Annotated in this window: 11 protein-coding genes; 8 read left to right on the forward strand and 3 right to left on the reverse strand. The window is 69.5% G+C overall.

The window, feature by feature from the left end; translation table 11 throughout:
- Together CKO28_RS24405 and CKO28_RS24410 are read left to right on the forward strand one after the other, a co-directional pair.
- The coding region (locus CKO28_RS24405) for a transposase (protein ID WP_207168919.1) at positions 1-695 on the forward strand (695 nt) is incomplete at its 5' end.
- Complete coding sequence (locus CKO28_RS24410; RefSeq protein ID WP_200343503.1) at positions 692-2,275, forward strand: zinc ribbon domain-containing protein; 1,584 nt, start codon at positions 692-694, stop codon at positions 2,273-2,275. The genes CKO28_RS24405 and CKO28_RS24410, both read left to right, overlap by 4 nt.
- Here the strand turns inward: CKO28_RS24410 and CKO28_RS24415 are convergent.
- Together CKO28_RS24415 and CKO28_RS24420 are read right to left on the reverse strand one after the other, a co-directional pair.
- Positions 2,220-2,789, reverse strand: a complete 570-nt coding sequence (locus CKO28_RS24415; protein ID WP_200343504.1) for a hypothetical protein — start codon at positions 2,787-2,789, stop codon at positions 2,220-2,222. The two genes, CKO28_RS24410 and CKO28_RS24415, sit on opposite strands and share 56 nt — an antisense overlap.
- A gap of 387 nt (positions 2,790-3,176) precedes the next feature.
- Entirely contained in the window at positions 3,177-4,160 is a 984-nt protein-coding gene (locus CKO28_RS24420; RefSeq protein ID WP_200343505.1) for a quinone oxidoreductase family protein, read from the reverse strand.
- 239 nt (positions 4,161-4,399) lie between these two features.
- Between CKO28_RS24420 and CKO28_RS24425 the strand changes: the two genes are divergently transcribed.
- The 6 genes from CKO28_RS24425 (at position 4,400) to CKO28_RS24450 (ending at position 10,857) form a co-directional block, all read left to right on the forward strand.
- Positions 4,400-4,747: a (2Fe-2S) ferredoxin domain-containing protein gene (locus CKO28_RS24425; protein WP_200343506.1), complete on the forward strand. Its 348-nt coding sequence runs from the start codon at positions 4,400-4,402 to the stop codon at positions 4,745-4,747.
- 133 nt (positions 4,748-4,880) lie between these two features.
- On the forward strand, positions 4,881-6,218 hold the full coding sequence (mnmE, locus tag CKO28_RS24430; protein WP_200343507.1) for a tRNA uridine-5-carboxymethylaminomethyl(34) synthesis GTPase MnmE: 1,338 nt from the start codon (positions 4,881-4,883) through the stop codon (positions 6,216-6,218).
- 179 nt (positions 6,219-6,397) lie between these two features.
- On the forward strand, positions 6,398-8,281 hold the full coding sequence (mnmG, locus tag CKO28_RS24435) for a tRNA uridine-5-carboxymethylaminomethyl(34) synthesis enzyme MnmG (protein ID WP_200343508.1): 1,884 nt from the start codon (positions 6,398-6,400) through the stop codon (positions 8,279-8,281).
- Entirely contained in the window at positions 8,278-8,937 is a 660-nt protein-coding gene (gene rsmG / locus CKO28_RS24440; RefSeq protein ID WP_200343509.1) for a 16S rRNA (guanine(527)-N(7))-methyltransferase RsmG, read from the forward strand. Before mnmG ends, rsmG begins: the two co-directional genes overlap by 4 nt.
- Positions 8,912-9,757 (forward strand): ParA family protein, encoded by an 846-nt coding sequence (locus tag CKO28_RS24445; RefSeq protein ID WP_200343510.1) that lies wholly within the window; start codon positions 8,912-8,914, stop codon positions 9,755-9,757. Before rsmG ends, CKO28_RS24445 begins: the two co-directional genes overlap by 26 nt.
- 116 nt (positions 9,758-9,873) lie before the next feature.
- The gene (locus tag CKO28_RS24450; RefSeq protein WP_242480796.1) at positions 9,874-10,857 is read left to right on the forward strand and encodes a ParB/RepB/Spo0J family partition protein; all 984 of its coding nucleotides are present in this window, start codon (positions 9,874-9,876) and stop codon (positions 10,855-10,857) included.
- A gap of 138 nt (positions 10,858-10,995) precedes the next feature.
- On the opposite strand, the gene CKO28_RS24455 is transcribed toward CKO28_RS24450, so the two are convergent.
- A partial coding sequence (locus CKO28_RS24455; RefSeq protein ID WP_200343511.1) for an IS630 family transposase occupies positions 10,996-11,648 on the reverse strand: 653 nt, incomplete at its 5' end.

Consider the following 11,648-nt stretch of genomic DNA (forward strand, 5'->3'; position numbering starts at 1 on the left):
GGATGGACAGCCCCTCGGCGCCGCGTCGCGGCGCCATGCAGGGGGACGATCCGGTCCTGCGCGGGGTGGTGGAGATGGACGAAACCTACGTTGGCGGCGACCCGCGCCCCCGGAACACCGGCGACGACGATGCCGATGACGACGACTGCGGTGATGGACCCGATGCATCGCGCCCGAAAGGACGCGGCACGTCCAAGCCGCTGCTGCTGACCGCCGTCGAGCGCGGCGGCTCGGTCCATGCCCGGCGTATCGAAAGCCATCGCACGGATGCCCTCGCGCCCGCTTGGCGCGCCGGGGTCGATCCGATGGCCAGGCTCGTGACGGATGCTTTGCCAGCCTACCGCCGGATCGGCCAGGCGCACCCCAGCCATCTCACGGTCAACCATTCCAGGCGCGCGTACGCCCGGACCGACGTCGACACCGGCGAGCGCGTCGACGTCAACACGGCTGGACACGAAGTCGGCGGCTTTAGCCGCCAGTTGTACCACGCGCTGCCGCGGCGGATGGTCGTGGGCGTGCATCACTGGATCAGCGGCAAGCACCTTGACCGCTATTCCGCCCAAGCGGCACAAGCCTGGAACTACCGGACGCGTGACGCGGCGACGCTGATGTCGCTGCTGGCGCGACCGGCCGAGCCGCTGCCGTTAGCGAACCTGACGGCGCGCGAGCCAAGTGTCCGGGTTCTGACGGCATGACGGCGCCAGCGATCCACCGCACCGACCTGCTGCCCACGGCGATGAACGCTCGCAAAGAAGCCGCCGTGCGCGACTTGTTGCGCGCATGGCGCCGGGCAGCGGATGCCGTCGCCGCCGACCAGTGGATGCGCTTCTTCCGCGACGGCGGCTTCCGGAAGAACCTCTCGGCGACTCACGAGTCCGCCGTGCCCGGGGTTGCCGCGGCCAAGGCGGAGATCGGCGCCCAGCGGCTTCAGATGGTGCGCTACCAGGTCGTGGGTACGTTGAGCTCATTCGTCTCGAACCGCCAGAACGACTTCGCTGACATCGTCGGTCGCCACGAAGGCTTTGCGGCCTTCGGCCGCAGAGCGGGGCTGTCCGACGATCGCACGAAGCACATGCTGCGGGTCGTCAACAAGGCGCAAGCCTGGTTCGACCGCAGCCGCGAGATCGTCATGCCGGACACGGGTGAACCGGTCCCCGACGACGTCCGAGATCTGGCGCGGCGGATCATGAAGCACGTGCTCAAGCAGCACCGCAAGCCGTCGTTCAAGCGCGCCAACATGATAATCGACCGCCGCCAGGCGACCGTGGCCAACGCGGCGAACGCCACAGCGTTTCCGCTCTGGCTGCGCCTGGGTGCCCTAGAGAAGGGTCGGCGGATCGCGATCCCGTTGCGCTCGTACCCGTATTTCGAAAACCGGAGCGGCAAGCGCTGCCAGACGGTCCAGGTCAACGACGCTGACGACGGCGCACTCTGGGTCGGCGTTGTCACCGATGTCACGAAGACGTTCTCCGACGAGCGCGCGGCTTATACCCCGATGCGCGAGAACCTGTCGATCGACTTCGGTCTGTCGACGCTGATCGCTACGGACGCCGGCGAGCTGATGGGGCGTGACGCTTTGCGTCATCTGGAGAAGCTGGACAAGCGCATCTCCACGATCGCCCGGCACCGGCAAAAGGTCGGCCTGAAGGTCCGATCGCCGCGCTACGACCAAGCGGTGCGGCAGCTCCGGGGCTGGCTCAGGACCGAGATCAACCGGATTCTGAACCGGGTCGTCCTGCTGCGGAAGCCGGCGCACGTGACCGTCGAGAAGTTGGACTTCCGCCATCCCGGCCTCTCGAAGCGGATGAACCGCATTCTGACCAACTGCGGTCGATCAGTGTTCCGGGCTAAGCTGCAAGCTCTCGAAGAGCGCTACGGCGTGACGCACACCGAAGTGCACGCCGCCTACAGCTCGCAGACCTGCTCGCACTGCGGCTGGGTGGAGAAGGCCAACCGCCGCAGTCAGTCCGAGTTCCGGTGCCGCTGCTGCGGCACTCGGATGCATGCCGACGTCAACGCGGCGCGGAACCTTTGGGCACGACGTTCGTGTCCTGTGATGGGGAAGCCGCGCCGCAGCCGGCGTGCCGTCCTCGACGAAGCGCTCCGGCGCTTTGCCGAGCGAAAGCCGTGCCGATCGCCTGAGACGGCGTCACGGCGATCCCCTGGGAGGGGCTCCAGGGGTGACCCGGATCGATCTCACCCTGAGGCCGGTTCGGGGATCACGTTGCTGAGTGCGCGGCCACCAGACGTGGTGGGTGTGAGCGCAAAGCAATAATGCCCTTTCTTGCCGCCGCCCAGGGCCTTCTGGCTGTAGTGGTAGGGGACGTAGCTTTTCGCGCCATGCGCTGGAAAATCTTGCCGGCGAGTTGGCCGCCCTTGTCGTTGAGCATCCGGGCGAGCCGGTCGACGATCCAGGCTTTCGACATCTGGTCGCCCACGCCCGTCGGCGCGAAGACGTCCCGGCGGAGGATCTGCCCGGGGCCCTTGGCCTCCACGATCAGATAGGTGATCGACGTGCCGTCGCAGCGTTTCCAGATCTGGTCGATTCCGGCGCCCGCGTGCTGGCCGAGCCCCCATTGTATGACGAAGCCCGCGTAGGTGGGGTTCTGGCTGATGGCGTAGGCGGCGGCGATCTCGCCGGTCGCTTCGGTGACGTCGGTGTTGGTCTTCGGTTTCGTCATCAGCGCCGTGGCCTTCTGGTAGTGCGCCAGCAGGCACGGCTCGGTGACCGGCGGGTAAAAGAGCAGGACCTCGGATTGTTGGGTCCCGGTCATGTTGAAATAGGCCACCAGCCGGATGCAGCTGTAGGCGAGGTCCCACCCAGCGCAGGCCTTTCTCGATATCGTCGACCCAGCTGGTGGCCGAGGGAAGGCTGGTCAGCTCCCCGGTCGTGTCGAGCGTGAACTGGCTTCTGGCCGGCGCGGATCCGCTGTAGCGAACGCATCCGCGGGCGGAGCGTCTCGAGGGTCGGCTGTAGGGGTGCTTGAAGGTGTAGCCGGTGTAGCGCTCCTCCACGGTCCGGTAGTCGACACCGCGGCGGGAGCGAAGGGTTCGGAGCACGGGTCAAACATGTCAAAAACGCGCCGGACGCAGGTAAGTCTCCGCGATCCGTCGCGTCTTCGGTAAAAAAAACGCCGCCGTGCACCGGTGGCGGGCAAGTCCTTGCCTGGAGCGTCTTACCCGTCCGGCAGCAGCACCGTCGATCCCGTGGTCTTGCGCGCTTCCAGGTCCTTGTGCGCCTGGGCGGCGTCCTTCAGGGCATAGGTCTGGTTCACCTCGATCTTGACGGCGCCGTCCAGTACCTTCTCGAACAGCGCGTTGGCGCTTTCGGTCAGTTCCTTGCGGCTGACGGTGTAGTCCATCAGGGTCGGCCTGGTCAGGAACAGCGAGCCGCGCTTGGCGAGTTGGCCCGGGTTGAACTCGGTGACCGCGCCGGAGGCGTTGCCGAAGCTGACCAGCACGCCGCGCCGGGCGAGCGAGGACAGCGAGGCCTCCCAGGTCGCCGCGCCGACGCCGTCGTAGACCACCGGCACACCGGCGCCGTGGGTGATCTCCTTGACCCGCTCGGCGACATCCTCGGAGTTGTACAGGATCGTGTGGTGGCAGCCGTGCGCCTTGGCGAGCTCGGCCTTGGCTTCGCTGCCGACCGTGCCGATCACGGTGGCGCCGATCGCGTTCAGCCACTGGCAGGCGATCAGACCGACGCCGCCGGCGGCCGCGTGCAGCAGCACGGTCATGCCCTTCTTCACCGCGAACGTCCGGCGAACCAGGTACTCGACCGTTATGCCCTGCAGCATCATCGCCGCGGCCTGCTGGGTGTCGATGCTCTCCGGCAGGCGGACCAGGCGGTCGGCGGGCATGTTGCGCTCGGCCTGATAGGCGCCGAGCGGCGGGGAGGCATAGGCCACGCGGTCGCCGACGCGCAGTTCGCTGACCCCGTCGCCCAGCGCCGCCACCACGCCCGCGCCCTCGAGCCCGATCGGCGTGGGCAGCTGGGGCACCGGATACAGGCCGGTGCGGTGGTAGACGTCGATGTAGTTGAGCCCGACGGCATCCTGGCGCAGCCGGACTTCGCCGGCGCCGGGATCGGGCAGGTCGATGTCCTCCGGCTTCAGGACGTCGGGGCCGCCGTGGTCGTGGATGCGGACGGACAGGGTCATGGGGGTGCTGCCTTCTGAACGGGGGTCGATGGGTGTGGGCGCCGCGGCGTGGGACGTCCCCGCGCGGCCGCCGGGCGAGCCTAGTCCGCCCCGCGGTCGCCTGTCACGGGGCATCGGCGCAAGCGGGGGTTAACGGACCGGCTCGGGTGCGGGCCCCTGGCTGCCGCCTGGGCAATCGGATATATCCGGCGCGAGCGCGCTCAAGCGCCTGGACCCTTTGACCCGTGAGCGGCCGCCCGATGAGCGATCCCGATCCCTATTTCACGCGCCACGTCTTCTGCTGCGAAAACCAGCGGCCGCCGGGCCACGAACGCGGTTGCTGCAAGGACAAGGACGCCACGCGCCTGCGCAACTACCTGAAGGCCCGGGTCAACGAGCTCGGTGTGCCGGGCGTGCGGGTAAATTCCGCCGGCTGCCTGGACCGCTGCGAGCTTGGCCCGACGCTGGTCATCTATCCCGAGGGCGTGTGGTACCACTACCGTACGCTGGCCGATGCCGAGGAGATCCTGCAGCAGCACATCGTGGCCGGCGTGCGGGTGCCGCGGCTGATGCTGCGGCCCGGCGACGCCGCGCCGCCCGACGGCTAGAGCAATATCGATGAAGGTCGGGTCGACCTTGATCGTGAGTTTTGCTCTAACGGCTTGAAGAGAGAGCAAGAATCAACTGAAAGGGGCTTCACCTTGCAGCATCTTGCGCTGGCCCGATGTTCCACGTGAAACAATGACCGGCGAGACGATTTTCGCGCTGTCCAGCGCCCCCGGGCGGGCCGGGGTCGCGGTGCTGCGGCTGTCCGGACCGGCGGCGGGGCACGCTCTGCGTGCCCTCGCGGGCGGTCTGCCGCCAGCGCGCCACGCGGCGCTGCGGACGATCGCGGATCCCGCCGGGGCGCCGATCGACCGGGGCCTGGTGCTCTGGTTTCCGGGGCCCAACTCCTTCACCGGTGAGGATCTGGCGGAGCTGCACGTCCACGGCGGCCGGGCGGTGATCCAGGCGGTGACCGACGTGCTGGCCGCGCAGCCGGGCCTGCGCCCGGCGGAAGCCGGCGAGTTCACCCGGCGGGCGTTCGATGCCGGCAAGCTCGACCTGACCGAGGTCGAGGGATTGGCCGACCTGATCGACGCGGAGACCCGCGCGCAGGCGCGCCAGGCGCTGCGGCAGATGGACGGCGCGCTGGGCCGGCGGATCGCGGACTGGCGCGACCGGCTGCTGCGCGCCCGGGCGCACATCGAAGCCGAGATCGACTTCGCCGACGAGGACCTGCCGGAGGGTCTGGGCGCGCGGGTCCGGGCCGAGGTCGAAGGGCTGGCCGGCGAGATCGCGGCGATGCTCGCGGATGCCGGCCGCGGGGAGCGGCTGCGCGACGGGCTGACGGTCGCGATCCTGGGCGCGCCCAACGCCGGCAAGTCGTCGTTGCTGAACGCCGTCGCGGCGCGCGAGGCCGCGATCGTGGCGGAAACCGCCGGCACCACGCGCGACGTGGTGGAGGTGCACCTCGACCTCGGCGGCTATCCGGTCACCTTGGCGGATACCGCGGGCCTGCGCGCCCTCGATCCCGCCGACGCCGACCCGGTCGAGGCGGAGGGCATCCGCCGGGCGCGCGCCAAGGCGGGGCAGGCGGACCTGCGCCTGGTGGTGTTCGATGCCACGCGCGGCGTCGACCCGGCGACCGCGGACCTGATCGACGCCGACACGCTGGTCGCCTGGAACAAGGTCGATCTGGCGGGGACCGGTCAGCCGGCCGGGCTGGCCGGCCACCCGGTCTATCCGGTCTCGGCGCACACCCGGGCGGGCCTGCCCGACCTGCTGGACCGGCTGCAGCAGGACGTGGTGGGGCGCCTGGGCGTGGTCGGCAGCGCGCCGGCGATCACCCGCGCCCGGCACCGGAGCGCACTCGCCGACGCGGCCGAGGCGCTGCACCGGGCCGGGCGGGCGGACGCCCCGGAGCTGGCGGCCGACGATCTGCGCCACGCCACCCACGCCCTGGGCCGGGTCACCGGCCAGGTCGACGTCGAGGACCTGCTGGACGTGATCTTCCACGACTTCTGCATCGGGAAGTAAGCGGGGCTTACGACCAAGGCAGTGGTTGCACGTCTCCTCTGCGTCCCCCTTTGCCCGCTCCCCATGCCCTGTCGGGTGACCCCTGCTCCCTGGTGTTCTGGTGGTGGGACGTCCCTGCCGTGTTTCATGTGAAACGGCGGCGTTTTGACTTGGCCGCGGGGCTAAGCCATAACGCCGGTATGGCACAGGCAACGACCTACGACGTGATCGTGGTGGGCGGCGGCCACGCCGGGTGCGAGGCGGCGGCCGCCGCGGCGCGTCTGGGCGCGCGCACGCTGCTGATCACGCACAAGACCAGCACGATCGGCGCGATGTCCTGCAACCCCGCGATCGGCGGGCTTGGCAAGGGGCATCTGGTCCGCGAGATCGACGCGCTCGACGGCATCATGGGCCGCGCCGCCGATGCCGCGGGCATCCAGTTCCGCGTCCTGAACCGCTCCAAGGGTCCCGCGGTGCGCGGGCCGCGCTGTCAGGCCGACCGCAAGCTGTACCGCCAGGCGGTGCAGGACCTGCTGGCCGAGCACGACACGCTGGAGATCCTGGCGCAGCCGGTCGAGGACCTGGCGCTCGACGCGGACGGGCGCTGCGTCGGGGTGATCGTCGCGGACGGCACGCGCATCCCGGCCGGGCGCGTGGTGCTGACCACCGGCACCTTCCTGCGCGGCATGATCCATCTGGGCGGGGAGCGGATCCCCGCCGGCCGGGTTGGCGAGGAGCCCGCGGTCGGCCTGGCGGCGACGCTGGACCGCGCGGGCTTCCGGCTCGGCCGGCTGAAGACCGGAACGCCGCCGCGTCTGGACGGCCGCACGATCGACTGGGCGGCGACCAAGGCGCAGCCGGGCGACGATCCGCCGGAGCCGTTTTCGGCCCTCACCGCCCGCATCGAGACGCCGCAGGTACCTTGCCACATCACCACGACGACGCCGGCCGGACACGCGCTGATCCGCGACAACCTGCACCGCGCGCCGATGTACAGTGGGCAGATCGACAGCACCGGCCCGCGCTATTGCCCGTCGATCGAGGACAAGGTGGTCCGCTTCGCCGACAAGGACGGCCATCAGATCTTCCTGGAGCCCGAGGGCCTGGACGACCAGACCGTCTATCCCAACGGCATCTCCACCTCGCTGCCGCGCGCGGTGCAGGCGGCGTTGATCGGGACCATTCCGGGCCTGGAACAGGCGGTCATCACCCAGCCCGGCTATGCCATCGAATACGACTACGTCGATCCGCGCGAGCTGCACGGCTGGCTGGAGACGCGGCGTATCCCGGGTATGTTCCTGGCCGGGCAGATCAACGGCACGACCGGCTACGAGGAGGCCGCCGCGCAGGGGCTGATCGCCGGGGCGAACGCCGCCCGGCAGGCCGGCGGCCGGGCGGATCCGTTCCAGGTCGACCGGACCGAGGGCTACATCGGCGTGCTGGTCGACGATCTGACCACCCGCGGGGTCAACGAGCCGTACCGCATGTTCACCAGCCGCGCGGAATACCGCCTGCGGCTGCGCGCCGACAATGCCGACGAGCGCCTAACCGACAAGGGCGCGGCGGCCGGCCTGGTCGGGGCGGCCCGTCGGGCAGTCTGGCGGGCGACGGCCGACCAGCTGGAGCAAGGGCGGGCGCGACTGCGCGACCTGAGCGCGACCCCGGCCGCGCTTGCCAAGGCTGGGTTTCACGTGAAACAGGACGGCGTCCGGCGCACCGCCTGGGACCTGCTGCGCGGCGGCGACGCCGGGCTCGCGCGGGTGGCGGACTACTGGCCCGAGCTGGCCGGCTACCCGGCCGCGGTCGCGCGGCGCCTCGAGGTCGACGCGCGCTACGACGCCTATCTGGCGCGCCAGGAGCAGGACGTCGCCGCGTTCCGCCGCGACGAGCAGCTGGAGTTGCCGGCGGACCTGGACTACCACCAGGTGCCCAGCCTGACCACCGAGGTGCGCGAGAAGCTGTCCACCGCCCGCCCGGCGACGCTGGGGCAGGCGGCGCGGATCCCGGGCATCACGCCGGCCGCGCTGGTGGCGCTGCTGACGCACGTGCGTCGGCACCACGACCGCCCGCGCGATGCGGCATGAGCGGGCCGGCTTCCGACCCGGCGGGCTACGACGCGTCGGCCTTCCGGCGCGACACGGCTGTTTCACGTGAAACATTGGCGCGCCTCAGCGCCTACGCCGACCTGTTGTGCAAATGGAACAAGGCGGTCAACCTGGTCGGGCGCGGCACGCTCGCCGACCTGTGGCGGCGCCACTTCCTGGATTCGGCGCAACTGGCCGACCTGTTGCCGGCGCCGCCGGCGGACCGGCCGCGCCGCGTGGTCGATCTCGGCAGCGGCGGGGGGTTTCCGGGCCTGGTTCTCGCGATCCTGGGCGCTGGCGAGGTGCACCTGGTTGAGGCCGACGGGCGCAAGGCGGCGTTCCTGCGCGAGGGTGCGCGCGTAACCGGAACCGACGTCCGGTTTCACGTGAAACGCGCCGAAACCCTGCCGCCGCTGGACGCCGACGTGGTGACCGCGCGGGCGTTCGCGCCGCTGGCCGATCTGCTGGGGCATGCGGCGCCGCTGCTGCGCCGGGACGGCGTCGGGCTGTTTCCCAAGGGGAAGGGCGTCGAAGGCGAATTGACGGTCGCACGGAAAGCGTGGAATATGACCGTGGATCGCATTCCTAGCCGAACCGACACGGCGGCAACCATACTAAGGGTAGAGGCTCTTGTCCGAAAAAACGCAAAAGGTTGAGGAAACCGGGGCGCGGCACGGCGAACGTGCGCGGGTCTTCGCGATCGCCAACCAGAAGGGCGGGGTCGGCAAGACGACGACCGCGATCAACCTCGGCACCGCGCTCGCCGCGTGCGACCTCAAGGTGCTGGTGGTCGATCTCGACCCGCAGGGCAACGCCTCCACCGGCTTCGGCCTGACCCGCGGCGACCGCAAGCGCAACATCTACAAGCCGCTGATCGAGGGCGGCGAGGTGACGGGCTGCGTGGTGCCGACCCACGTGCCGGGGCTGAGCCTGGTGCCCTCGGCGGTCGACCTGTCCGGCGCGGAGGTCGAGCTGGCGCAGGCGGACGAGCGGGAGACCCGGCTGCGCAGCGCGCTCGCCCCGCTGCTGGGCGACTACGACTACATCCTGGTGGACTGCCCGCCGGCGCTCGGCTTCCTGACCCTGAACGCCTTTACCGCGGCCGACAGCGTCCTGGTGCCGCTGCAGGCGGAGTTCTACGCCCTGGAGGGGTTGAGCCACCTGATGCGGACCATCGAACGCGTCCGCCGGGCGTTCAATCCGAACCTGGAGATCCAAGGCGTGGTGCTGACCATGTACGACAAGCGCAACAACTTGTGCGACATGGTCGCGAACGACGTGCGGGAATACCTCGGCGACGTGGTCTACGACACCGTGATCCCGCGCAACGTGCGGATCTCCGAGGCGCCGTCGCACGGCAAGCCGGTGCTGCTGTACGACATGAAGTCGACCGGCGCGCAGGCCTACATCAAGCTGGCCGGCGAGATGCTGCGCCGGCTGCGCGGCCAGGCCGACGCGCCCGCGATGGCGGGCTGACCCCGCGCGCGGGCGCCCGCCGACCGGACGCCGCCCCCGGCCGATCCCGGCCCAGCCCCGGCCGGCCCCGACGATCCTTTATCCGATCTGCCCCGAAGCCCCGAGAGCACGATCCCATGCCCCCCGCCGCGACCCGCAAGACCGACACTCCTGGCGCCGAGGACGACACCGCCCAGATGAGCGAGACCAAGCGCAAGAACCTCGGCCGCGGCCTGGCCGCTCTGCTGGGCGACGAGGAGGACGACGAGCAGGATTACGCCTCTCTCGACAAGGTGCGCGCCAGCCGGACGGTGCCGATCGAGCAGCTTCAGGCGAACCGCTTCCAGCCGCGCCGGATGTTCGACGAGGAGGCGCTGCAGGCGCTCAGCGAATCGATCAAGGCGCAGGGCCTGCTGCAGCCGATCCTGGTGCGCCGGCGCGAGGACGATCCCAACAGCTACGAGATCATCGCCGGCGAGCGGCGCTGGCGGGCGGCGCAGCAGGCGCAGCTGCACGAGGTTCCGGTGGTGGTCCGCGACATGGCGGACCGCGAGGCGCTCGAGATCGCGATCGTCGAGAACGTGCAGCGCCGGGATCTGACGCCGCTCGAAGAGTCCGAGGGCTATCAGCGGCTGATGGACGAGTTCCAGCACACCCAGGAAGACCTCGCGCGGGTGGTCGGCAAGTCGCGCAGTCACATCGCCAACATGCTGCGCCTGCTGCATCTGCCGGATTCGGTCAAGCAGCTGGTGCAGAGCGGGGAGATTTCCGCGGGTCACGCGCGCGCGCTGTTGAACGCCGAGGACAGCGCGGCGCTCGCCAAGGACGTGGCGAAGAAGGGCCTGTCGGTGCGCGAGACCGAACGCCTCGCCCAGCAGGTCAAGCAGGCCGCCAAGGGGCAGGCCGGCAAGGGGCAAGGCGGCCAGAAGACCCAGCCCAAGGCGGCGCAGAAGGACCCGGACACCCGCCAGCTGGAGGACGACCTGTCGAGCCTGCTTGGGCTGCGGGTCAACATCGAGTTCGAGGGCCAGGGCGGGACCCTGACGGTGCACTACAAGACGCTCGACCAGCTCGACGACGTGCTCAACCGCCTAAACCAGCACCCGGGCCAGAAACACTAAATCGGCTGGTTTGCGCGTTGGACCCGTCTATCTACGGTGCCGCGCGCATCTGGGTTTAAGGGTAACCACAGAGACGCAGAGGGCACAGATAAAGGTGTCGGGTCTTTATCTCCTTTGCACGGCACCTAATACCAGCGGTCATGGAGATGTCGTTATCGCGGCCCAGCTACGGTAGCTTATCGAGGTCACGGTTTCCGGCATCTCCATGAATATGTTCCAAGCGTCGCAGCAGGCATCGACAATCATATCGTAGCTTTCGAAAACACGGTTTGAGAGAAACGTCTGGCGCAGATACTGCCAGACCTTCTCGACAGGGTTCAGTTCCGGAGACTTCGGCGGCAGAAGCACGATCGAAATGTTAGCGGGCACACGAAGCGATTCTGTTGTGTGCCAACTGGCTTGGTCCATGACCAGGATGGCGTGGCGTTCTGACCCAACCTGTCGGCTGATCTCGGCCAGATGTTCTTGCATCCCCCGCGTGTTCGCCCGCGGCATCACCACGGCCGCTCCAACCCCGCGCTCCGGCGCGACCGCGCCGAAAACGTAGCCCGAGCTGGTCCGTTGGTCGGCAGGCTGACGGGGACGCGTGCCGGTGGGCGCCCACTGGCGCACCTGCGGGTTCTTCTGCCCCACCCGCATCTCGTCCTGGAACCAGATCTCCGGGGTCACCCCGCCGGGCAGCTTGGCGATGATCTCTGCGACGGTCGCCGGGAAGTTTTTTTGAACGTCTCGATCGTCTCCGGGTCCTGGCCCACGTGCTGCGGCCGGGCCGTCATGTGCGAAAACCCGAG

Origin of the sequence: Rhodovibrio sodomensis (assembly GCF_016583645.1) — a bacterium.
In the GTDB taxonomy this organism is placed as follows: Bacteria; Pseudomonadota; Alphaproteobacteria; order Kiloniellales; family Rhodovibrionaceae; genus Rhodovibrio; species Rhodovibrio sodomensis.

Excerpts from the sequence above, each read along its gene's own strand:
- CKO28_RS24425 (WP_200343506.1), top strand. The coding sequence starts at position 4,400 with ATGAGCGATCCCGATCCCTATTTCACGCGCCACGTCTTCTGCTGCGAA.
- rsmG (WP_200343509.1), top strand. The coding sequence starts at position 8,278 with ATGAGCGGGCCGGCTTCCGACCCGGCGGGCTACGACGCGTCGGCCTTC.
- CKO28_RS24420 (WP_200343505.1), bottom strand. The coding sequence starts at position 4,160 with ATGACCCTGTCCGTCCGCATCCACGACCACGGCGGCCCCGACGTCCTG.
- CKO28_RS24410 (WP_200343503.1), top strand. The coding sequence starts at position 692 with ATGACGGCGCCAGCGATCCACCGCACCGACCTGCTGCCCACGGCGATG.
- CKO28_RS24450 (WP_242480796.1), top strand. The coding sequence starts at position 9,874 with ATGCCCCCCGCCGCGACCCGCAAGACCGACACTCCTGGCGCCGAGGAC.
- mnmG (WP_200343508.1), top strand. The coding sequence starts at position 6,398 with ATGGCACAGGCAACGACCTACGACGTGATCGTGGTGGGCGGCGGCCAC.
- mnmE (WP_200343507.1), top strand. The coding sequence starts at position 4,881 with ATGACCGGCGAGACGATTTTCGCGCTGTCCAGCGCCCCCGGGCGGGCC.